Source organism: Streptomyces sp. HP-A2021 (assembly GCF_022807935.1).
Taxonomy (GTDB): domain Bacteria; phylum Actinomycetota; class Actinomycetes; order Streptomycetales; family Streptomycetaceae; genus Streptomyces; species Streptomyces afghaniensis.
Genome location: NZ_CP094344.1, coordinates 602,751 through 624,644, shown reverse-complemented (window position 1 = coordinate 624,644; position 21,894 = coordinate 602,751). Strand labels below are relative to the sequence as shown.

20 protein-coding genes and 2 pseudogenes are annotated in these 21,894 nt (G+C 70.4%); 13 read left to right on the top strand and 9 right to left on the bottom strand.

Annotated elements, in window-relative coordinates:
• Window positions 1-47 precede the first annotated feature (47 nt).
• Window positions 48-725 (bottom strand): CBS domain-containing protein, encoded by a 678-nt coding sequence (locus MQE23_RS02970; protein ID WP_243378156.1) that lies wholly within the window; start codon window positions 723-725, stop codon window positions 48-50.
• A gap of 24 nt (window positions 726-749) precedes the next feature.
• Entirely contained in the window at window positions 750-1,151 is a 402-nt protein-coding gene (locus tag MQE23_RS02965; RefSeq protein WP_243382468.1) for a cyclic nucleotide-binding domain-containing protein, read from the bottom strand.
• A 333-nt stretch (window positions 1,152-1,484) separates the two neighbouring features.
• Between MQE23_RS02965 and MQE23_RS02960 the strand changes: the two genes are divergently transcribed.
• The 6 genes from MQE23_RS02960 (at window position 1,485) to MQE23_RS02935 (ending at window position 10,348) form a co-directional block, all read left to right on the top strand.
• Window positions 1,485-2,360, top strand: coding sequence for a universal stress protein (locus MQE23_RS02960; RefSeq protein WP_243378155.1), 876 nt, complete (start codon window positions 1,485-1,487; stop codon window positions 2,358-2,360).
• A gap of 55 nt (window positions 2,361-2,415) precedes the next feature.
• Window positions 2,416-4,815 (top strand): glycosyl hydrolase family 65 protein, encoded by a 2,400-nt coding sequence (locus MQE23_RS02955; RefSeq protein WP_243378153.1) that lies wholly within the window; start codon window positions 2,416-2,418, stop codon window positions 4,813-4,815.
• Window positions 4,816-4,928: 113 nt separating this feature from the next.
• Window positions 4,929-5,807 (top strand): ion channel, encoded by an 879-nt coding sequence (locus MQE23_RS02950; RefSeq protein ID WP_243378152.1) that lies wholly within the window; start codon window positions 4,929-4,931, stop codon window positions 5,805-5,807.
• Between the two features lie 120 nt (window positions 5,808-5,927).
• A complete protein-coding gene (locus MQE23_RS02945; protein ID WP_243378150.1) occupies window positions 5,928-8,564 on the top strand; it encodes a cation-translocating P-type ATPase in 2,637 nt (878 codons plus the stop codon).
• Window positions 8,565-8,800: 236 nt separating this feature from the next.
• Window positions 8,801-9,550 carry a glucose 1-dehydrogenase gene (locus tag MQE23_RS02940; protein ID WP_243378149.1) on the top strand — a complete coding sequence of 250 codons (750 nt, stop codon included), beginning with the start codon at window positions 8,801-8,803 and terminating at the stop codon, window positions 9,548-9,550.
• Between the two features lie 120 nt (window positions 9,551-9,670).
• Window positions 9,671-10,348 (top strand): hypothetical protein, encoded by a 678-nt coding sequence (locus MQE23_RS02935; RefSeq protein WP_243378148.1) that lies wholly within the window; start codon window positions 9,671-9,673, stop codon window positions 10,346-10,348.
• Window positions 10,349-10,475: 127 nt separating this feature from the next.
• Here MQE23_RS02935 and MQE23_RS02930 read toward each other — a convergent pair.
• Window positions 10,476-10,955, bottom strand: a pseudogene (locus MQE23_RS02930) (DUF6448 family protein); the annotation flags it as partial.
• 239 nt (window positions 10,956-11,194) lie between these two features.
• Between MQE23_RS02930 and MQE23_RS02925 the strand changes: the two are divergent.
• Genes MQE23_RS02925 through MQE23_RS02915 form a run of 3 tightly spaced genes read left to right on the top strand, consistent with a single transcriptional unit; the run spans window position 11,195 to window position 12,479 of the window.
• Window positions 11,195-11,971 (top strand): PspA/IM30 family protein, encoded by a 777-nt coding sequence (locus MQE23_RS02925; protein WP_243378147.1) that lies wholly within the window; start codon window positions 11,195-11,197, stop codon window positions 11,969-11,971.
• Window positions 11,968-12,246 (top strand): hypothetical protein, encoded by a 279-nt coding sequence (locus tag MQE23_RS02920; protein ID WP_243378146.1) that lies wholly within the window; start codon window positions 11,968-11,970, stop codon window positions 12,244-12,246. Before MQE23_RS02925 ends, MQE23_RS02920 begins: the two co-directional genes overlap by 4 nt.
• A 5-nt stretch (window positions 12,247-12,251) precedes the next feature.
• Entirely contained in the window at window positions 12,252-12,479 is a 228-nt protein-coding gene (locus MQE23_RS02915; RefSeq protein ID WP_243378145.1) for a hypothetical protein, read from the top strand.
• Between the two features lie 46 nt (window positions 12,480-12,525).
• Here the strand turns inward: MQE23_RS02915 and MQE23_RS02910 are convergent, their stop codons facing one another.
• From MQE23_RS02910 to MQE23_RS02900, 3 genes and pseudogenes are all read right to left on the bottom strand, one after another.
• Window positions 12,526-14,121: a multicopper oxidase family protein gene (locus tag MQE23_RS02910; protein WP_243378143.1), complete on the bottom strand. Its 1,596-nt coding sequence runs from the start codon at window positions 14,119-14,121 to the stop codon at window positions 12,526-12,528.
• Between the two features lie 70 nt (window positions 14,122-14,191).
• Complete coding sequence (locus MQE23_RS02905; RefSeq protein WP_243378142.1) at window positions 14,192-14,647, bottom strand: hypothetical protein; 456 nt, start codon at window positions 14,645-14,647, stop codon at window positions 14,192-14,194.
• Between the two features lie 320 nt (window positions 14,648-14,967).
• A pseudogene (locus MQE23_RS02900) lies at window positions 14,968-15,897 on the bottom strand (HAD-IC family P-type ATPase); the annotation flags it as partial.
• Window positions 15,898-16,076: 179 nt separating this feature from the next.
• Between MQE23_RS02900 and MQE23_RS02895 the strand changes: the two are divergent.
• The 4 genes from MQE23_RS02895 to MQE23_RS02880 all read left to right on the top strand — a co-directional run bounded on the left by MQE23_RS02895 (window position 16,077) and on the right by MQE23_RS02880 (window position 19,158).
• Window positions 16,077-16,340 carry an SHOCT domain-containing protein gene (locus tag MQE23_RS02895; protein ID WP_243382464.1) on the top strand — a complete coding sequence of 88 codons (264 nt, stop codon included), beginning with the start codon at window positions 16,077-16,079 and terminating at the stop codon, window positions 16,338-16,340.
• Window positions 16,341-16,393: 53 nt separating this feature from the next.
• Window positions 16,394-16,657: a DUF2933 domain-containing protein gene (locus MQE23_RS02890; RefSeq protein ID WP_243378140.1), complete on the top strand. Its 264-nt coding sequence runs from the start codon at window positions 16,394-16,396 to the stop codon at window positions 16,655-16,657.
• Between the two features lie 443 nt (window positions 16,658-17,100).
• Entirely contained in the window at window positions 17,101-18,171 is a 1,071-nt protein-coding gene (locus tag MQE23_RS02885; RefSeq protein WP_243378139.1) for a zinc-dependent alcohol dehydrogenase family protein, read from the top strand.
• A gap of 81 nt (window positions 18,172-18,252) precedes the next feature.
• Window positions 18,253-19,158 carry a universal stress protein gene (locus tag MQE23_RS02880; RefSeq protein ID WP_243378138.1) on the top strand — a complete coding sequence of 302 codons (906 nt, stop codon included), beginning with the start codon at window positions 18,253-18,255 and terminating at the stop codon, window positions 19,156-19,158.
• A gap of 28 nt (window positions 19,159-19,186) precedes the next feature.
• Here the strand turns inward: MQE23_RS02880 and MQE23_RS02875 are convergent, their stop codons facing one another.
• The 3 genes from MQE23_RS02875 to MQE23_RS02865 are packed head-to-tail and all read right to left on the bottom strand — an operon-like array spanning window position 19,187 to window position 21,183.
• Window positions 19,187-19,681 (bottom strand): flavodoxin domain-containing protein, encoded by a 495-nt coding sequence (locus tag MQE23_RS02875; protein ID WP_243378136.1) that lies wholly within the window; start codon window positions 19,679-19,681, stop codon window positions 19,187-19,189.
• Window positions 19,682-19,696: 15 nt separating this feature from the next.
• The gene (locus MQE23_RS02870; RefSeq protein WP_243378135.1) at window positions 19,697-20,428 is read right to left on the bottom strand and encodes a CBS domain-containing protein; all 732 of its coding nucleotides are present in this window, start codon (window positions 20,426-20,428) and stop codon (window positions 19,697-19,699) included.
• A 38-nt stretch (window positions 20,429-20,466) separates the two neighbouring features.
• Window positions 20,467-21,183: a GNAT family N-acetyltransferase gene (locus MQE23_RS02865; RefSeq protein WP_243378134.1), complete on the bottom strand. Its 717-nt coding sequence runs from the start codon at window positions 21,181-21,183 to the stop codon at window positions 20,467-20,469.
• Between the last annotated feature and the right edge of the window lie 711 nt (window positions 21,184-21,894).

Sequence of the window (21,894 nt, the reverse complement as noted above, 5' to 3'; positions counted from 1 at the left end):
CCGAGGGACCGCAGCCCGTCAGTGCCGGGCGCCGCCCGGTACACGGGTCACTGACCTTCCTCCGGCCTGTCCGGACCGGCTGACTGCCCGGTGAGCTGCGGCTCGACGTCCACGACGCCCTCCACGGCGCGCACGAGGCGCACGGCGACCGAGATGAGCGAGGTGTCGCGGATGTGTCCGCGGAGGGTGACGACTCCCTCGTGCACGTTCACGTGGATGGCGTGGCTGAAGGCCGGGAAGAGGTAGGACACCACGGTGCGGCGGACCTCCTCCTCGATGTCCTCGTCCGACCGCAGGAAGACCTTCAGCAGATCGGCACGGCTGACGATGCCCTGGAGCACGCCCACCTGGTCGACCACGGGCAGCCGCTTGACGTGCCGGACGGCCATGATCCTGGCGGCCTGGGCCAAGGTGGCGTCGGGGTGGACCTTGACAGCGGGGGTGCTCATGAGTTCCTCCGCCGTCACGCCCCCGGCCTTGGCGACGTCGGACAGGCGCCGGCGCTGCTCGAAGAGGTTCGGGTCGCTGTCGCGGAACTCCTCCTTGGGCAGCAGGTCGGCCTCGGACACGACGCCGATGACGCGCCCTTCACCCTCCAGGACCGGCATGGCACTTACCTTCCACTGCTCCATGGTCCGGACGATCTCCTTGAACGGCGCGTCGCGTCCCACGGCCACGACCGTCTGGGTCATCACATCGCTCACGATGTGCGGGGTCTCGGACACCGCGAACCACCTCGTCTCGCCTCGTCAGGGCACCTCGCCCGCGCCGTAGGGCGCGTACAGGTCGAGCAGCCGAACCCGCGCGGACCTGAGCCGCCCCGCGATCACTGCGGCGACATAGGCCAACAGTTCCTGCTTCAGTTCCGGGTCCTTCCCGCACAGCTCACTGACCGCGGCCGCGTCGAACTCGTAGGCGCGTACCGGGCTGGTGGCCTGGGCCCCCAAGTGCCAGTGATGGGGAGGGACCAGCCAGGACCAGCCCAGTAGTTCCCCGGCACCGAGGGTCTCGATGACCGCCGCGCGGCGGCCGGGAACATGGACGTCGAGAGCGACGGTGCCCGTGTGGATGATCCAGAAGCGGTCGGCTTTGGCGCCCTCGTTGAAGATGCGCTCGTCGATCGCGAACGACACTTCACGAGCCAGCGACATGAGCTGCTCCTGATGCTTCTTGGTCAGGGCGCCGAAAGCGCCGGTCCTCACCACCACGATCGTCTCCCTTCACCGTGACCTCGGCGCGGAGCGGGCCCTGTCCGGCCGACGAGACGGCCGTGGCTGAGACGGCAGGAGCGGCACCCGGCAGGAGCGGCCCCCGTTCCTTCCCCCGGCCACCTGACTCCACGATCGTCGCAAATCGGCGCAGTGCAACCTGGGCGTGGGTGCCCCTGCCAAGAGTCGGTCCACGTGTCGCGACGGGCCCAGGGCGGTGCGACGGTATTGACAGGGACTTCCCGCAGCGCCCGGGGCAGGAAGGTGATGGTGACCATGGAACTCCCGCTGGTCGTGGGTGTCGACGGATCGGACTCCAGCCTGCAGGCCGTGGACTGGGCGGTGGACGAGGCGGCACGACTCGGGCTGTCTCTGCGTCTTGTCCACGCCTCTTTGTGGGAGCGGTACGAGGCACGCCGCCCTTCCTTCAGCACTGACCGTCCGGCCGAAGAGGTCCTGGCCGAGCACATCGCGGCGTCCTGCGCGGAACGCGCCCAACTGCGCAACCCACAGGTGAAGGTGTCGAGCGATGTGCTGCCCGACGACGCCGTGTCCGCGCTCCTGCACGCGGCTCATGAATCCTTCGCCCTGGTCGTGGGCTCCCGCGGTCGCGGCGAGGTCGCCGGGTTGCTGCTGGGGTCGGTCAGCCTCGCGGTGGCCGCCCGTGCGATGTGCCCGGTCTTCGTGGTCCGCGGCGGGGAGCGGAACCAGCAGGGCGCCTTCGGCAAGGTCATGGTCGGCGTCGGCGATTCGACGGAGGGACCGGCCGCTGTGCGGTTCGCCTTCCGCGAGGCCGAGGCGCGCGGCAGCGCCCTGCACGCGGTACGGGCCTGGCGCCGCCCCGCCCATGAGCACGTTGACCACCCCCTGGTCGCGGACGACGCCGCCGGTGCCCACGAGGAACGGGCCTCCGCGCTCCTCACCGACGCACTGCGCGACGCCGTACGGGATCATCCGCAGGTCGATGTGCATCGCCGAGCGGTCGAAGGCCCCGCACACAAGGCTCTCCTGGATGCCTCGGCCGAGGCCGATCTGGTGGTCGTCGGCGCATTGAGGCGGCACGGTCACTTCGGTCTGCAGCTCGGCAGGGTCGCCCACACCCTGCTGCATCACGCCGAGTGCCCGGTGGCCGTCGTCCCGCAGCGGGCCTGATCCGGCGCGTCTCACGCTCCCGCACATCTCGTCGAGCGAGAAGGGGAGGGCGCGCATGTCGGACTGGACATGGGAGTACGAGGGCTACGACCCCACGGCCGAGCGGTTGCGCGAATCACTCTGCACGTTGGGCAACGGCTACTTCGCCACGCGTGGCGCGGCGCCCGAGTGCCGGGCGGGCCTGGTGCACTACCCGGGGACCTACGCCGCCGGGTGCTACAACCGCCTGGAGTCGACCGTGGCGGGACGGCACGTGGTGAACGAGGACCTGGTCAACCTTCCGAACTGGCTGCTTCTGCGGTTCCGTGTGCGCCGCGCCGGGGGAGCGTGGTGCCCGTGGTTCTCTCCTGACACGAGCGCACTACTGGACTACCGGCACGTCCTGGACCTGCGCCGGGCCACGCTCACCCGCACGCTTCGTTTCCGGGACGACGATGTGGGCGTCCTCGGCGTCCGGCAGACCCGCCTGGTGCACATGGGGGACCCTCACCTGGCGGCCCTGCGGACGGTCTTCACGCCCGAGGACTGGTCGGGGGAGATCGAGATCCAGTCCTGCCTCGACGGCGACGTGATCAACGGCAACGTGCACCGCTACCGCGCCCTCAACGGGAGCCACCTGACCCATGTGCGGACGGGGGCACAGGAGCCCGACACGGTCTGGCTGAGCTGCCGCACCAGCACCTCGGGCATCGGCATCGCCATGGCCGCCCGGACGGTCGTCGTCGGCCGATCCGCGGCCTCTTCGGAGCTGCGTCCCGCCCGGCGCCGTGCCGTCCACCGCTTGGTGGTCCCGATCGCTGCGGGCCGACCCGTCGACGTGGAGAAGACAGTGGCGCTGTTCACCTCCCGCGACACGGCGATCAGCGACCCGCTCGAGGCAGCACTCGACCGAGTGTCCACGGCGGGGGGCATCTCGGATCTGCTGGACTCCCACGTCGCCGCGTGGGAGCGGTTGTGGAGGCGCGCGGACATCCAGGTGCCCGGCCGGGCCGGTCGCGTCCTGCGCCTCCATCTCTTCCACGTCCTGCAGACGCTCTCGCCGCACACCGCGGACCTGGACGTGGGAGTGCCGGCCCGGGGGCTGCACGGTGAGGCGTACCGGGGCCATGTGTTCTGGGACGAACTGTTCGTGCTGCCGTATCTCAACCTGCATTTCCCGGAGGTCTCCCGGGCGCTGCTGAACTACCGCTACCGACGCCTCCCGCGAGCGTGCCGGGCGGCCGGCGCCATCGGCCGGGCCGGGGCGATGTACCCGTGGCAGAGCGGCAGCGACGGCCGCGAGGAGACTCAGGTGTGGCATCTCAACCCGCACTCGGGGCGCTGGCTGCCCGACCACTCCCGGCTTCAGCACCACGTGGGCTCGGCAGTGGCTTACAACGTGTGGCAGTACTGCGAGGCCACCGGCGACACGGAGTACCTGCACACCAAGGGCGCGGAGATGCTGCTGCAGATCGCCCGCTTCTGGGCCGACCTCGCCGACTTCGACCCCGGCACGGGCCGCTACCGCATCCACGGCGTCGTCGGCCCCGACGAGTACCACGACGGCTACCCGAGGGCCACCACGCCGGGGCTGGACGACAACACGTACACCAATGTCACCGCCGCCTGGGTCCTGACCCGTGCCCTGGATCTCCTGCGGCGCCTTCCCGCCTGGCGCCGGGAAGAACTGCTCGAACGCGTCCGGCTGGGCGGCGACGAACTCCCCAAGTGGGAGGAGGTCTCCCGGCGGTTGCGGGTGCCATTCCACCAAGGCGTCATCAGCCAGTTCGAAGGCTACGACGACCTCGCCGAGCTGGACTGGGACGTCTACCGAGCGCGCTACGACAGCATCCGGCGCCTGGACCGGATCCTGGAAGCCGAGGGCGACACGGTCACCCGCTACAAAGCGTCCAAGCAGGCCGACGTCCTCATGCTCGGCTATCTCTTCTCGCCCGCCGAACTGCGGGATCTGTTCCGACGCCTCGGGTACGACCTGGACGACGAGGTCTGGCGCAGGACCGTCGACTACTACCTCCAGCGCACCAGCCACGGCTCCACGCTCAGCGGGCTCGTCCACGGACTGGTCCTCGCCCGCGCAAGACGGGCCGAGGCATGGAAGTACGTCCAGGAGGCATTGGAGGCGGACATCGCCGACATCCAGGGCGGCACGACCGGCGAGGGCATCCATCTCGGGGCCATGGCCGGGACCCTCGACCTGGTCCAGCGGGGTCTGACCGGACTGGAGACGCGCGAGGACGCCCTGTGGCTGGACCCGGTTCCCCTCCCGGCACTGTCCGAGTACGGATTCTCGCTGCGCTACCGCGGTCACTGGGGTGTCGGCGTAAGGCGCCGAAGAGGGCAGTTGGGGATCGGTGTGCCCGACTCGGAGGAATCGCCGATCCGCGTGGTGCTGGCCGACCGGGCTGTGACCGTCGCGCCCGGGGAGACCTGCACGCTCGAGCTGCCGATGAGTTGAACAGCGCACTTGGGCGTGCCGGGCCCCGCGGCTGCCGCATGATCCACCACACAGGCCATAGGCTCCGAGAAAGCGGGTTCCGCTTCAGGCGACAAGGGCCGTGGGAGACGTGAATGAAGTGGCTGGTCTCGCTGGTCGGTGCCGGGCTCGTCATGATCACCCTGCGGGACTTGTTCCACACCCTCTGGCACCCCACCCGCCACGGTGGCCTGAGCCGCCTCGTCATGACGGCGCTGTGGCGACTGGCCCGCCGCTTCCGTGCGCGTAGGCGGGTGGTCGGGCTCGTGGGACCACTCGCCATGGTGACGGTGGTGAGTATGTGGGCCGTCACCGTCATCCTCGGCTGGGCCATCGTCTACTGGCCCCACATGCCTGAGGCGTTCACCTTCTCGCCCGGTTCCGAGGCGGCGCAGGAGCCGGCGCTGCTCGACTCCGTGTACCTGTCGCTCGTCACGGTCGCCACCCTGGGCCTGGGGGACATCGCACCCGCTGAGAGCTGGCTTCGCCTTGTCTCACCGTTGGAAGCCCTCGTCGGATTCGCCCTCCTGACGGCCACGGTCTCCTGGGTCCTGGAGATCTACCCGGCGCTGACCCGCAGAAGGGTCCTGGCCATCCGGCTGGCGCTGCTGCGCGACTCGGACCCGACGACGCAGCAGATCGACTGCACGGCGGGGGCGCTCCTGCTGGACAGCCTGGCCACCGAGGTCGTACGTGTCCGTATCGACTTCACCCAGTACGCCGAGGCGTACTACTTCCACGACGGGGAGGACCACTCCTCGCTGGCGGCCATGGTCGGCTACGCCGATGCCCTTGCCCGACGCGGGCAGGCCGCGCGGCGGCCGGAAGTGCGACTGGCCGGTGACCTGCTCGCCGGTGCCCTGAAGGACCTCGCCGCCATCCTTGACCAGCGCTTCCTCCATACGGGCGGAACGTCGACGGAAGTGTTCGCCGCGTACGCCGACGACCACGGCCGCAGCCGCGCGCAGCCTTGAGCAAGGGTGCACTCTGAGAAGACGGGAGGTACGTCCCGCGGGTCGGTGGCCGGACAGATGACGGGAGCGGTGGATGGCAGCCCATGCACGGAACCGTCCGGACGCGGATCTGTCACGGACATGAACCGGCGGGAGGGAGGCCGCAGACCCGCCGCGAAGGTCGACCGGCTCCCGGGCACGACTCCCGCCACGGGGCTGTCGTCGGTCGAGGCCGCGCGGCGGCTGGCTCTCCACGGGCCCAACGAGATCCCCGCGGAACCGCGGACTCCGGTGTGGCGGCGGGTGCTGCAGCAGCTGCGCGATCCGCTGATCCTGGTTCTGCTCGTGGCGGCCGCCCTGACCATCGGGACGGGCGATTTCTCCGACGCCGCGGTGATCCTGTTCGTGATCATCGTGAACACCGTGGTCGGCGTCGTACAGGAAGTGCGGGCGGAACAGGCGGTGATGGCACTGTCCGCCATGAGCGCCCCCGCCGCCAGGGTCGTGCGGGACGGTGAGGAGCGCTCCGTCGCGGCAGCCGAGGTGGTGCCGGGCGATGTGGTCCTGGTGGCCGAGGGGGACATCGTCCCCGCGGACGGGGACGTGCTCGCCGCGGCGTTGCTGCTGGCGGACGAGTCGTCACTGACGGGCGAGTCCGTTCCGGTGGAGAAGGTCCCCGACAGTGACGAAGTGCGCGGGGCGGTGTCGGCGGGCACGGTTGTCGTCCGCGGCCACGGACGGGTCGTGGTGACCGCGACCGGCGTCGACAGCGCGCTCGGCCGGATCGCTTCCCTGATGGGCGGCGCGCCTGGCCTCACCCCTCTACAACACCGGTTGGTGAAGTTCGGTCGGACGCTGGCGGCTGTCACGGTGGCGCTGTGCGCGGTCGTGCTCGCTCTCGGGCTGGTGCGCGGACAGCCCGTGGAGCTGATGATCGTGGCGGCGATCAGCCTCGCCGTCGCCGCCGTTCCGGAGTCCCTTCCCGCCGTGGTGACGCTCGCTCTCGCTCTGGGAGCACGGCGGATGGCGGACCGGCACGCCATCGTCCGCCGACTGCCCGCGGTGGAAACCCTGGGCTCGGTGACTGTGATCGCCACCGACAAGACGGGCACCCTGACCGAGGGCCGGATGGCGGCCGAGCAACTGTGGACCTCACTCGGCGAGGCATCGGTCGTGGGGACCGGCTACGAACCCGAGGGCCGGGTCGTCCGAGACGGCAAGGCGGTGACCGCGGGCGACGCACCCGACCTGGCGGCGCTGCTGAGCGTCGCGATGCTGTGCAACGACGCGGCGCTGGAGCCCCCCTCGCACCATTCCCCGGAGTGGAGCGCGCTCGGCGATCCCACCGAGGCCGCCCTGCTGGTGGCCGGGGCCCGCCTCGGGCTGGACCGGGCGGCGCTGGACAGCGAACTACCGCGCCTGGAGGAGATTCCCTTCGACAGCAGCCGCAAGCGCATGACGACCGTGCACCGCCGCCCGGACGGCGGGGTACGCATCGCGTGCAAAGGAGCGCCGGAATCCGTGCTCCGCCAGCAGATTCTGGGTGACCACCCCGAGACGGTCGCCCGCGCGGCCGCACAGGCGGAGTCCTTGGCACGCCGTGGATACCGGGTGCTCGCCGTCGCCTCGGCCGACCACGACGGCCGGGCGCAGCCGCCCCCGACCTGGGAGTCGGGCTTGTCGCTCCTCGGCCTCGTCGGCATCCTGGACCCGCCCCGCAGCGCGTCCGAGCCGACGATCACCGCCTGCAAACGGGCCGGCATCGTCCCCGTACTCATCACCGGCGACCACCCGCTGACCGCGCGGGCCGTGGCCGGGCGCCTCAGCATCGCCACCCGGGACGACGAGGTCACCACAGGCGACCGGATCCGGGCAGGCACAGCAGGCGATCTGACGGATGTACGCGTCTACGCCCGGACCACTCCCGAGCAGAAGCTGGACATCGTCCAGGCGTGGCGCGGGGCCGGGCACGTGGTGGCGATGACGGGGGACGGCGTCAACGACGGCCCGGCCCTGCGTCAGGCCGACATCGGCGTGGCCATGGGCCGGCGCGGCACCGAGGTCGCACGCCAGGCGGCCGATCTGGTGCTCGCCGACGACAACCCGGCCACGATCGTGGCGGCTGTCGAGGAGGGACGCCGGGTCTACGCGAACGTGCGCCGGTTCCTGCTCTACGCGCTCGCCGGGGGCACCGCGGAGATCCTGGTGATGCTCCTCGGCCCCTTCCTGGGGATGCCGCTGCCGCTGCTGCCCGCACAGATCCTGTGGATCAACCTGCTCACGCACGGCCTGCCCGGTGTCGCTCTCGGCGCGGAACCCGTCGACCCGGACACGATGCGTCACCCGCCCCGGCCTCCCGAAGAGAGCGTGCTGGGGGCCGGTCTGTGGCCGCGGATCCTGTTCATGGGGGCCTTCGTCGCGACGGTGACCCTCGTGGTCGGCGTCTGGGCCCGGGAGACCGGACGTCCCTGGCAGTCCATGATGTTTCTGGTGCTCGGGGCGACCCAGCTCGGCGTGGCACTCGGCTCCCGGGCCCGCCCGGGCACCCTGGCCAACCCGTTCCTGCTGGTGGCCGTTGGCGTGGCACTGAGCCTCCAGGCGGCCGGTGTCTATCTGCCGCCCCTGCGGGACTTGCTGGGTACGGAGCCGCTCGCGCTCACCGACCTGGCGATCGCCTGCGTGCTGTCCGGCCTCGGCCATGTCGTCATGCGACTCCAGGCGCGACTGAGACCGGAACGCCCGCCGCGGGCGGGCCTACCGGCAGCCCAGGGACATTGAGTGACGTGGGCGCCTGTTCCCGGCATGCGCACGGGAGGCGAGGAATCCACACTGGTCTGGAGGGGCACCGGCCTGAGTGGGCCATGTCGTCGAGATCATCTGCGCGACCCCTTGACCGACCTGTTGGCCTTCGGCGTGCGGCCCTTGAGACCAGACATGGCATGCCGTCGTGCCGAGTGCGTCGCTGCCGATGCCGCGCTTACGCATTTTCGTCGAGGCAGGTTCAGGAGGTCATGATGGGACGTCTGAACGAGCGGGTGGCGATCGTCACCGGCGGAGCCAGAGGGATCGGCGCCGCTGTGGCGCGTATGTTCGCGGCCGAGGGCGCGAGCGTGGTGGTCGCGGATGTTCTCGACGCCGAGGGGGAGAAGCTGGCGGCGGAGCTCGGTGGCCCGGCCCGCTACGCGCACCTTGACGTCAGCACCGAGGACGGCTGGCAGACGGTTGTCGCGGAGACGGAGCGGGACCTCGGCCCGGTCTCGGTGCTGGTCAACAACGCCGGGATCCTCGAGTGGGGGACCGTCGAGGAGCAGAGCCTCGAATCCTTCCGGAGGGTCATCGACGTCAACGTCCAGGGCGCCTGGCTGGGCATGAGTACGGCGGCACCGTCTCTCCGCCGGGCCGGCGGAGGCGTGATCGTGAACATCTCCTCGATCGCCGGCCTCACCGGCTACGCCGGCATCGGAGCGTATGTGACCAGCAAGTGGGCACTGCGCGGGCTGACCAAGGCCGCGGCTCTGGAACTGGCCCCGGACGGGATCCGTGTCTGCTCGGTCCATCCCGGTGCGGTGCGGACAGCGATGACGGCCGACTTCGACGACTCGTTCACTGCCGGACAGCCCCTCCCGCGGTTCGGTGAACCCGAGGAAGTCGCCCGTATGGTCCTCTTCATCGCCACCGAGGCCACGTTCTCGACCGGCGTGGAGTTCGTCCTGGACGGCGGCGTCACCGCCGGCCCGCCCACCGTCCTGACTCCCGCCGACTGAGCTCGAGAGGCCAACGACATGCCGTGCGTGAAGTGACGGCGCTCGGATCGGGCCGGGCTCCGGGGTCGGCGGTGCCGAGTTTCTGTGGTGGGACTGATTCGGAGCTGCGACGCTGAAGACATGAGCGAGCACCGGCCTGGGGCCGGGCGACGTCCACTCGGTGTGGCGGCCGCAGCGTTGGCCTTGTACGGAGTCTTCCTGCGGCCACGGCTGCTGACCTGGGGCACGACACACGACGAAGCCGACCGCGACCTCCCCGGCGATGGCCTCGTCCCCGATGCCGACGGCATCTCGACCATGGCCACGACCCTTACGGCGCCGCCCGAAGAGGTCTGGCCCTGGCTGGCACAGATGGGCTGCAACCGCGGCGGCTGGTACAGCTGGGACCGTCTGGACAACGGCGGACGCCCGAGCGCAGAACGCATCGTCCCGGCGTGGCAGCGCCTGGAGCAGGACCAGCACCTGGACGCCCTGCCGAGCGGCGACGCCTGGTTCACCGTCGCGGTCCTGGAACCGGAGCGGACCCTGGTACTGCGCTCGCAGACGAAACTGCCCTCGGGACGCCCCTTCGACGTGCGGCACGAGCCGCTGCCCAAGGCGTACATCGACTCGATCTGGGGCTTCCACCTCCGGCCGGAGCCCGGCGGAAGGACCCGGCTCATCGTCCGCACGAGGGGTCGCAGCCGCCCCCGGCCCCTCACCCGGACCATGGACGTGCTGTTCTGGGAGCCCGCCCATCTGATCATGCAGACCCGCCAGTTCCGCAACCTGCGCACGCGTGTCAGTGCGACGGCATGAATTCAGGGAGGACGCCGTGGCACCGCAACCGAGGACCGACCTCGTGCGGGTCCTCGGCGAACTGGCGATACGCACGCCGTCCTCTGCGCCGGATTCGTAGGGAGGGCGGGCCCGGACTGTTCGCTTCTTACGAGCGCCGGGTTGATGCGTGCGGGACGGCGACCGCTTGTTTGTACACGTGGTGGGCCCACACCTGCAGGCCGAGACTGGCCTCCACGAAGGCGCGGGCGGCAGCCACCCCCTCAGCGGCATGCTCCTTCAGCGCCATGGCCCGGCCGTGACGCTCTTCCACCTGCTCACGGATGATCCCGCAGAGTGCCACGGCCAGTTCGTCCGCTGAGCCGGCATCAAGGGCACGCTCAGCAGCCGGGATCACCGGCCCCACATCGAGCCCGGCCGGCTTCAGTCCCGTGAAGGGAGCGCCTTCTCCGGCGCGGTGGACGCGGACGACCGTCTCGAAGAACCAGCGGTCGGCCACTTCCTGTGCGTCCCGGCCGGACGTGCGCGCATTGGCCGTGAGACTGAACGCCTCACGGACCGCTGGTTCCCCTTCTTCGGGTACGTAGGGCAGGACCAGGTCGATATCACTGCCCTCCAGGGCTTGGCGCGCGGCCGTGACGGACCGTCGAGAGAATCACAGTGCGGTGGCATCGCCGGTCACCTCCTTTGCGGCTCACCTCCATCATCGACCCGCCAAGCGCGAGCGGGAGAGTGCTGCCGTCGCAGCCGTGCCCCCGGACGCCGACCGAGGTTGCGGCACGGACCACGCCGCCGGAGCCTGGAAGTGTCCCGCAGACATGGCATGGCCTGGCTGATTCCTCATCGATCGAGAGGAGGCAGGCCGCTATGACCAGCATCGCCCACCGCATAGCAGCCCTGTTCCGGATCAAGGCGAACAAGGCCCTGGACAAGGCCGAAGACCCGCGCGAGGTACTGGACTACTCCTATACCCAGCAGCAGGAGTTGCTGCAGAAGGTACGACGCGGTGTGGCGGACGTGGCCACCAGCCGCAAGCGCATCGATCTGCAGATCAACCAGTTGCGCCAGTCCAGCGGCAAGCTGGAGGGCCAGGCCCAGCAGGCGCTTGCCGCCGGGCGCGAGGACCTCGCCCGCGAAGCCCTGAGCCGGCGCACCGCCGTGGCCTCTCAGCTCACAGATCTCCAGACCCAGCAGGCGACGCTGCAGGCCGAGGAGGAGAAACTCACCCTGGCCTCACAGCGCCTCCAGGCCAAGGTGGACACGTTCCGCACCAGCAAGGAGACCATCAAGGCCCGCTACACCGCGGCCGAGGCCCAGACCCGCATCACCGAGGCCGTCACCGGCATCGGCGAGGAGATGGGCGATGTCGGCCTGGCCATGCAGCGCGCCGAGGACAAGACCGAACAACTGCAGGCCCGCGCCGGAGCACTGGACGAACTGCTCGCCTCCGGCGCCCTGGAGGACGCCACCTTGCCCGCCGGCCGCGACGACATCCAGGCCGAACTCGAACGCGTCACCGCGGGCCAGGACGTGGATAAGGAACTGGCCCGGATGAAAGCCCAGCTCCCCGCGTCCGCCACCCCGCCGGCCGTCGAAGGTAAGAGCACCGAGCAGGGCCCGCCGGACCAGGAGGCGACGTCATGATCATGCGGATTCTCGGCGAGGGCCAGTACGAGATCACGGAAGATCACCTCGACCGGCTCAACGAGCTGGATGCCGCTCTGCAGTCGGCAGCCGACGCCGACGACGACAGGCTGTTCGCCACCGCGCTGTCGGCTCTGCTGGACGCGGTACGCAGCTATGGCACGCCTCTGCCGGCCGAAACGATCACGCCGTCCGACCTGGTCCTGCCCGACGAGGACACCAGCCTCACACAGGTGCGGGAACTGCTCTCCGACGAGGGCCTCATCCCGGGTTGACGGCGATGCGCGGCCGATTCGAGCCCGACCGGCAGCTCACCGCCCGGCCCCCGATGGGCCTGCCCCAGGCGGCCATCGGCTTCACCCCGACCGGAGCGGGTTCGGTCCGCTTCGCCAGCATCGACGGCGGTGCCTTCACTCAAGACCAGCAGGACGTACGGGACCTGCTGGGCGCCGACCCCGAATGCAGCGATATGCCCGTGGAGTTCGGTCGCGACGACTACGGCTACTGATGCGGCCGGACGACACGTGAGTGGCACGCTGTCCGGCCACTGGGGGTCATGCCTGGTAGGCGACGTTTGTCATCATCCCGGCCTCGCCGTGGTAGGCGTTGTGGCAGTGCAGCATCCACTGGCCGGGGTTGTCGGTGTCGAAGAACACGGACAGCTTTTTCTTGGGCAGCACGATCGCGGTGTCCTTACGGGGGCCGGAGCGGCCGAGCTGGAAGGTGTGGCCGTGCAGGTGCATCGGATGCCACATGGTGGTGGTGTTGACGAAGTCCAGCCGGACTCGCCGACCCTCCTCGACCACGATGGCGTTGGCGTCCGGATCGGCCATGTCGAACGGCTTGCCGTTGATGGCCCAGTTGTAGTGCATCATGCCGCCGGTGAGTTCGATCCGGTGCGTGACGTCGGCCGTGGCGGACTCCAGTCGCACGTCGTCAACCGCGCGGAGCCCGGACGCGGTCATGACCGTGCCGTCGAGTTCCCTCGGGCGTACGGCGGCGGTGGGCGCGCGGCCGGAGCCCGTGCGCACGAGGGCCAGCCCGCTGGTGTTCTTCCCCTCGGCCAGGGCGACCAGCGGGAAGACGCCGTCAGCGAGGGTGACCAGCACGTCGTAGCGCTCGCCCATGCCGATCAGGAGCGCGTCTGTTTGCCGGTGCTGGACGGGGAAGCCGTCGGTGTGCGTGACGGTCATCTTGTGACCGCTGAGGGCGACCCGGTAGGCGGTGTCACTGCCCGCGTTGATGATCCGCAGGCGCACCTTGCGGCCGGGCTTGCCGGTGTAGACCTCCGGATCGTCCGGCACGCGGCCGTTGACCAGGTGGTAGGGGTACTTCACGTCGCCGGCATCGCCGCCCAGCAGATCGCTCTCCGCGCCCATGAGCATGAATGTCGACGGCATCCCGCCCGACGGGGCTGAGGCGGACGGGGATGGATCGCCGCTCGCCTTCCCCATGGAGTGCATGTCGTGGCCCTCCATGCCGGAGCCGGAGTTGCCGCCCATGTCCATGCCGCCCATGCCCTGACTGAGTTCGGCGAAGACCTCGTCTGGGGTGCCGGTGACACCGTCGACCCAGTCGTCCAGGACGACCACCCATTCGTCGTCGTACGCCAGCGGCTCGCGCGGGTCCTCGACGATCAGCGGGGCGTACAGGCCGCGGTCGAGTTGGACGCCGACGTGCGGGTGGAAGAAGTACGTGCCCGGGGCGTCGGCCACGAACCGGTAGGTGAAGGTGGAGCCGGGGCGGACGGCGGCCTGGGTGGCCGGGGGCACGCCGTCCATGTCGTTGCGCAGGGCGATGCCGTGCCAGTGGATCGATGTGGTGGTCTTGCCCGGCAGCTGGTTCGCGAGTTCGGCGACCAGAGTGTCCCCGGCGGAGAGCCGGATCTCCTTGCCCGGGGTGCGGCCGTCGAAGGCCCAGGTGTTGGCCTTGACGCCGCCGCCCAGGTCTACCCTTGCGGGCGCGGCGGTCAGTGCGATCTTGTGCTGCCTGCCGGTGCCGCCCCGCCTCCTCTCCGTGGCGGCGACGGCGGAACCGGATGGGCTGACCAGGGCAGGGGCGCTGCCGGAGTCGGTGCAGGCGGCGAGTGCGCCCGCACCGGCGGCGCCGAGTCCGGCGAGCAGGATGGAGCGGCGGTTGATGCTGTTCACGATGTGAGTCCTCTTCTTCAAACTGGCATGGGGCGCGGCGAGGACGGCAGACGGGTGCCGTGGTCGCGGCCTAGATGCGCAGTCGGGAGAGGACCGACAGGTCGGGTGGCGCGCGGCCGACCGTGCCGGCGGGCCGAGGGCTGGGCTCGGTCTGGTACGGGTCGGCGGACTGCACCGGAGTGCCCTGCGGCGGCATGGGGAGCTTGAGTACCTCGACGTTTCCGGCGGTGCAGTGCTGCATGCCCGGAACGGCGCAGGTGCTGCCGTCGACGCCGTGCGCGGGGGCGGGGGCGGGTGTACTGAACCTGTCCGCGTGAGTGAGGTCGGAGACCTGCCGTGCCGCGGCAGCGGACGAGGACGCCATGCCGGGCATGGCATGCCCGATGTGCGTGGAGTGCGTGGCGTGTTGCGCCGGGGCGTCCGGGACAGCGGCCGTCTCGTGATGGATCAGTACGGCCAGAGCGGCGAGCAGGGCGATGACGGCGCCGCCTGCGCAGCGAATGGCATGGGCGCGAACTGTCGCCATCGCCATCGCCTCCGCTCGGACTTGTCTCCGCGTCGCCCCCGTGGCACGGGCTCACTGTATGCGAATATACCCCCTGGGGGTTTTACCGGCTCGTCGTGGTGGAGGCGGTGACAGTCGTAGCGTGCGGCGCAGGACGAGGGGGTGAGTTCGCCCTCTGCCTCGTCGTCGCGGACCGCGTCGCGGACGCCTTGCCGGATGTGGTCGTCGAACCTGCCCTCGACCTTGTGCAACCGGGAAAGACGATCGTCCTTGTGGCCGGTGTGGCCGCATGTGGCCGGCGAAGTTCCGGATTCGCGGGCTCGGACCGGCTGCGATGGTGGTCAACGGCTCTCCCGTCCTTCCTGTGTCCCGTTCGCCTCCGGTGCGGGGGAGCTGCGCGGGGACGCGTCGAAGGCGGCCGCGCAGTGCGCGGAGCAGAAGAAGAATGTGCCGGATTCCGTGTCCCGCCGGAGCGCGGCAGTCGCCGGGTCCAGGTGCATGCCGCATACAGGGTCGACCGTCATCGACTCCTCCCCCGGGAAGAGCCCTTGGCCGGCGCCGGACTCCGGTGGCTGATGCCCCCGCCGTCCGTCAACGGTCGCAGCGGACCGGGTGGGACCCCGGTCGGCTGCGGATTCCACCTGCGGTTCGAGGGATGCCGGCATGGCGGGCGGTAGCGGGCTGGTGTGCCAGCGTCGCAGGCGGGAGGCGTTGGTCACCACTGACAGGGAGGACAGGGCCATCGCGGCGGCGGCGATGATCGGGCTGAGTCGAAGGCCCCACAGCGGGTACAGGGCGCCCGCCGCGAGGGGCACGCCGACGGCGTTGTAGACCAGGGCGAAGAACAGGTTCTGCCGGATGTTGCGCATGGTGGCCCGCGACAGCCGGATGGTGGTGACGACGCCGGTCAGGGAGCCGGAAATGAGGGTGATGTCGGCGGCTTCGATGGCCACGTCGGTGCCGGTGCCGATCGCGAGGCCGACGTCGGCGGCGGCCAGGGCCGGGGCGTCGTCGATGCCGTCGCCGACCATGCCGATAGTGCGGCCTTCGCCCTGCAGTCGGCGGATCTCGTCAGCTTTGTGCTCGGGCAGCACCTCGGCGAGCACCCGCGTGACACCGACCTGGGCGGCGATCGCTGCAGCGGTACGGGTGTTGTCGCCGGTGATGACGACCACCTCGATGCCCAGGCGCTGAAGCGCGGTGATTGCGGCGGCGGAGTCGTCCTTGACCGTGTCGGCGATGGCCAGGACCCCGGCGGGCCGCCCGTCCAAGCCTCCGCCCCTCAGGCCCTGCGTGGTAGGGGCCGGACGGCCCACCCGGTCCGGGCCGTCCGGCCCCAGCACGCCGACCCCGAAACAGGCACGATGCATATGAGGGCACATGCTCCTCGACGGTGCCGGCCCCCGAGTCCGCACCCGATCGCCGAAAGATCCCAAGCAGGTGAATGGCGATGATGTTCTGGTACGACCACGACGTCAGCGGATGGGGCTGGTTCGCGATGTCAGCCAGCATGATCCTTTTCTGGGCACTGATCATCACTGCGGCCGTGCTGCTGCTCCGCACCCTCAACCGCCAGCACGAGCACACCCACACCCCCGCGGCACCGACACCCGAGCAGGTCCTCGGTGAGCGGTTCGCCCGCGGGGAGATCGACGAAGAGGAGTACCGGCGTCGCCTGGACGCACTGCACGCCGGCCCTCTCACCAAGATCTGAAAGCCGACCGCGCTGGCTTGCGGCCGCCTGTCCTCCGCTGAAGGAGGCCCGTGATGAACGAGATGAACAAGCGCAACTACGGCATGTACGCGTTGGCCGCCGCGCTCGTCGTCATCGGAGCCCTGGTCGTCGGCGCGTCGCTGGAGAGCCTCGTCTGGCCCGCCCTCGTCGTCGCCTGCCCGCTGATGATGTTCTTCATGATGAGGAGCATGCACGGTCAGGACAGGCACGGCGGTCACAGTCGTGACACCGACCGCGACGAGGACCCGCTGCACAAGCACGACCAGCACCATCATCCCGGATCCGGCCGTAGCTGACCGGCCGGATCCCGGTGTCCACGGCACGGCGAGGAGAACGCCATGAGCGCAGGCGCAGCCGGTCTTGTCCAGCAGCAGGATGCGGGCACGGCTCAGGTTGTCCGGTGCGCCGCCGTCCCGCACGACCAGGCCGGGCGGGAGGCGCGGGAGAGGACGGGGACGAGCGCGACCGGTGCAGCGAACGACAGAGGACAGGGCGTGGCGACGACCAGGACCGCGATCGCCCGTACCGCGGGGCGGGGCTCTCGGGACGGTGCCGTGGACGAACCATCTCGCCCGGGCCCACCACGAGCTGGTGCCCTGCGACAGGACCGCCCGGCCCGAGCGAAGACCACCACTCCGGTCAAAGATGGACTCATGGGGTATCTCCGGCGCGCTCCGTGCCCGCCCCAGTCATCCGACGACGTCAGGCCGAACGGCCGGAGGACCAGGGAGGAACGGACATGAAGGGCTTCGTTTTCCACGGCGCCGGGCAGTCCGCATGGGAGGAGGTCCCGGACCCGGGCCTCAAGGATCCCACCGACGCGATCGTCCGGGTCGACGCCGTCACGATCTGCGGGACGGACCTGCACATCCTCAAGGGTGACGTGCCGGAGGTGCCTTCCGGAACGGTGCTGGGACACGAAGCGGTCGGCGAGGTCGTCGAGACCGGCAGCGACGTGCGGAATGTCCGTCCGGGCGACCGGGTCCTCGTCTCCTGCATCACCGCCTGCGGCCGTTGCCGCTTCTGCAAGGAGGGCGCGTACGGCCAGTGCCAGGGCGGCGGAGGCTGGATCCTCGGCCACCTGATCGACGGCACACAGGCGGAGTATGTGCGCGTGCCCCACGCCGACATGTCCGTGCACGCGCTGCCGGGGGCGCTGGAGAGCCAGGACGCCGTGCTGCTCGCGGACATCTTCCCGACCGCCTATGAGGTGGGAGTGACCAACGGGGGAGTACGGCCCGGTGACACGGTCGTCGTCGTCGGAGCCGGGCCGATCGGACTCGCCGCGATCCTCACCGCCCGGCTGTACTCGCCTGAGCGGATCATCGCCGTGGATCTCGCCGACTCCCGGCTCGAGGCCGCCAGGCGGCTCGGTGCCGACGCCGTCGTCCCCGTGCGAGACGAGCCGGAGCAGCTCGTCGCCGACCTCACCGACGGCCTCGGCGCCGACGTGGTCATCGAGGCGGTGGGAGTGCCGGAGAGCTTCGAGATGTGCACCCGCATGGTGCGGCCCGGCGGCCGGGTGGCCAACGTAGGCGTGCACGGCAAGCCCGCGACCCTGCATCTCGAAGACCTGTGGATCAAGAACGTGACCATCACCACCGGGCTGGTGGACACGTCCTCCACGCCCATGTTGCTGAGGATGGCGGCCTCCGGGCGGGTGCCCACCGCACCGCTGGTCACCCACACCTTCCCGCTGGACCAGATGGAAGAGGCGTACGAGGTGTTCGCACACGCCGGCGACACCGGCGCGCTCAAAGTCGTGCTCGGCGGGCAGCGGCACGACGAGCTGGCCGTTCCGGCGGCGTGATCCGAGTGGCGGTGCGGCGCACGGCCGGCGCCTTGCTCCCGAGAGGCGTCGCAACGGATACCGATTCAGGAAGTGGTCAGCATGCTGGGCTACATCATGGTGGGCCTTGACGGCTCGTCCGAGAGCCGGGCGGCCGCGGAGTGGGCGGCTCGTGAGGCGAAGCTGCGTGGACTGCCGCTGCGGCTGGTGCACGTCTGGGAGCCCGTCCCGGAACCGATGGCACAGGCTCCGCTTCTCGGTCCGGAGACCCTGCAGCACTGGAGCGAGCGGATCCCGCGCGAGACAGCCGAGGGGCTCCAGTCACGTCATCCGGGAGTGGACGTGAACGCGGTCCACCTGACCGGGCTGCCGGGCGATGTCCTGGTGGACTTGGCGGGGGACGCCGAACTGGTGGTCCTCGGCTCCCGCGGCCTGAGCGGGATCGGAGGATTCATGGTCGGCTCCGTGGGCCAGGCCGTCATCGCGCGCACCGAAGTGCCGGTGGTACTGGTGCGGGCCGGTGAGCAGGCAGTGGACGAGCACACCATGGACCCGGCCGGCATACCGTCCGCGGCGACCCCGTTCCGCGCGGTGCTCCTCGGCCTCGACACCCGCAGCCCTGACGACACGGTCATCACCTTCGCTTTCGAGGAGGCGGCCCGTCGCGACACGGCCCTGCGCGTCCTGCACGCCTGGAGCCCTCCGCCGTACAACATCTACGGTCTGTCCGACCATGTGAGCCTGTACGACGAACTCGCCCGGGATCATGCGGCAGAACTCACCGAGGCACTGCGCCCCTGGCGGCACAAGTACCCGGCCGTCGAGGTGATCGAGGCCTCCAGCGCCGGCAGTGCTGCGGACCAGCTGGCGAACGCCTCCCGTGATGCCTCCCTGGTCGTCATGGGCCGGCGGATCCGGCGCAGCCGGTTCGGCGTGCACATCGGCCCCGTCGCCCATGCCGTCCTGCACCACGCCGTCGCCCCCGTCGCCGTGGTGGCACACGCCTGACAAGCCAGAAGGGTTGTACCAGGAGCGGTCAGCCCTCGGGCACCGCCAGGTCCCGGGCCACCGTGGTTGCCCAGGTGCCGATCTGCTCGAAGTCGCGATAGTCGCCGGAGTTGACGATCATCCGGGCGATGCGCCCTTTGACGTCACCCTCCAGCCGTCCCCCGAAGGTGAGGTGACCCCGCGGGCCGATGCGGTTCATCACCCGCTGCACTCCGGGTGCCGGGGGGATGTCCCGCTCGGACGCCGAGGGGTCAAGGGGCCCGCTGCTGAACAGCCACACCGGCAGCTCGGCCAGGGCCTTGCGGTGCCGCCGTGCGAAGCGCCGGGTGTCGCGATGCCAGCGGCCCCCGTAGAGTCCGCCGCCGAGGACGACCGCGCCGTACGACGCGAGGTCGGTGACGTCCGAGGCGGGCCGCACGTCCACGGCCAGCCCTTCCTCGGCCAGGACCTCACCGACGTAGTCGGCGATCTCGGCCGTCGATCCGTTGGTGGAACCGTAGGCCACCAGAACCTTTTCCTTCATGATTGCCAGGCCTCCTCACGGCTTGCGCTGCCAGTAGTAGGGGAGCCCGTGCAGGGTCGGCTTCTCGGGCGACAGCCCGGAGTCGTCGAAACGGTAGGTGAGGTGGTCGACGACCGCGACCACACCGTCCATCCGGCGGCACATCTCCACTGCCGAGGTGGTTTCCACACGCCGCTCCAGCTGTCCGGTGAGCGTGACGACGCCCTCGTGGACGTCCACGTCGACGGCATCGGGCGGCAGCCACAGGGCCCGCCCCAGTACCTCGTTCCTGATCGCCTCCCGGATCTCCGCGTCGGGGCGCAGGAACACCTCGAGCAGATCGCGGCGGGTGACGATGCCGACGAGCCGCTCCTCGTCGTCGACGACCGGCAGCCGTTCGACGCGGTGCTGTGCCATGACGCGGGCCGCCTCGACCACGGTCGCGTCGCTGTGGACCGTGATGGCCGGACGGGACATGAGCTGTCCGGCGGTCCGCGCTTGTGCCTTGGCTCGGCGAGCGCGCGATCCCGGCGTCCAGCGCGGCCGGCGGAGCAGCCGTCGCGGCTCGGCCGGGTCGCGGGTCTCCGCCTGCCTGGCCATCACGTCCGTCTCGGAGATCACCCCGAGGACCTTTTCGTCGTCGTCCACCACTGGCAGACCACTGATCCGGTGCTCGGCGAGCCGCCGGGCCACCTCCTTGAACGGCGTGCCGTACTCGGCGCGCACGACGTCGGCCGTCATCAGTGCGCCGACCTTGCTGTGCTTCATCGTGTTCCGCCTCCTTCGGCGGTGCGCAGGCCCGCGGTTCAGCGGAGCTGGCGCAGATAGGGGTCTTGGGCGCGGCGCGGCAGCAGCCGGATCCGCGCGTCGAGAGCGGTGACGTGCTCGGGCCGGGCGAGGACCGGATTGAAGTCCACCTCCGCCAGCTGCGGCAGGTCGCTCGCCATCCGGGACAGTCGCAGCAGCAACTGCTCAAGACCTGGGAGAACGACCGGACCGGTGCCGCCCAGAGGGATCACGCAGTGCACCGCAGGCCCGTCGAAGCGCCGTTCCGCGCGCAGGCCCAGGTCGGCGAAGACCTTGAGCACCTCGTGGTTGTCGGTGAGCGCGCCCGCGGTGAACGTCCTGACGCCGTGAGCGCGGGCAGCGGAGATCAGGTGCTCCAGCAGCAGTGTGCCTACTCCGCGGTGATGGCGTTTGTTCCCCACAGCGAGCGAGATCTCGGCGCTGCCGGCCGTTTTGCCGACATCGATCTGGTACTCGGCGATGCGGATGATCCGGCCACCGCGCTCGGCGACCAGCGCCCGGTAGCCGGAGTCCTCTGGCTGGGCGACCCTCGCGGCGGCCTGCTCGCCGGAGCGTCGGCTGACGGAGAAGAAGCGCAGCCGCAGGCTCGCGTCCGACATCTCCGAGTGCAACCGGAGGGCCTTCTGGTCGTCCGGCCGCGCGGGCCGTACGCACACCGTCGTGCCGTCGGTGAGAAGGGCGTGCACCCGTTCGCCGGATGCCGGGGTGACGCTCATGGCATGCCTTTCGTCGCCGGTCCGCACTTTCAGTCTTGCTCTCGGAAGGCCGCGAGCCGATGGGCCGGACGGACATGTGGAGGGTCCGACGGTCCCAGGTAGGCCCCTCACGGCAGCGGCTCGCCCAGTTCCGTCTCCACGGCGCCCGCCAAGGGGCGCGGACATCGATGGCGCGCAGCGCCCGCGCCGAGTCCACGACCACGGTCAGACGGGCGCCCTCCCACAGTCCGATGAGGCGGGGCGGGCCCCCGTCGCAGGCACTCTCCACGGGCTCTGGAGGAGGAGCCACCCCGGCCGCCGTTCCATGGCCGTAAGCCCTCACCGGCGGGTTGTACCGCCCGCATGCGGGAGTAACCGTGTCGATCGAGACTTGGCGTATGGGCCGGTCGGCCCTCCGCGAGGACATTGCGGCCCCTGCACGGCGCCCGGCCTCGGCCCGTGAAGCATGACAGCGAGGAGCACATCGAGCTCAGGAGGTGCGCGTCATGGTTGCGCCTGCCATCGCCGGAGTCGCGGAGAGCCTGGGCGCCGCGCAACGGGCGGCCGCGAGGCGCAGCACCGCCAGAGCCCCCTCATGCTGGTGCGCGCCGAGCACGGGCACCCATGACGGAACGGCGAGGCCGTGAACACCGCCGAGCGCCGGTCGGCGCGGCGCACCCTCCGGGAGGCTGCGGACCGCACCCACGCCATGCGCCCCGACGGGCGCCTGGA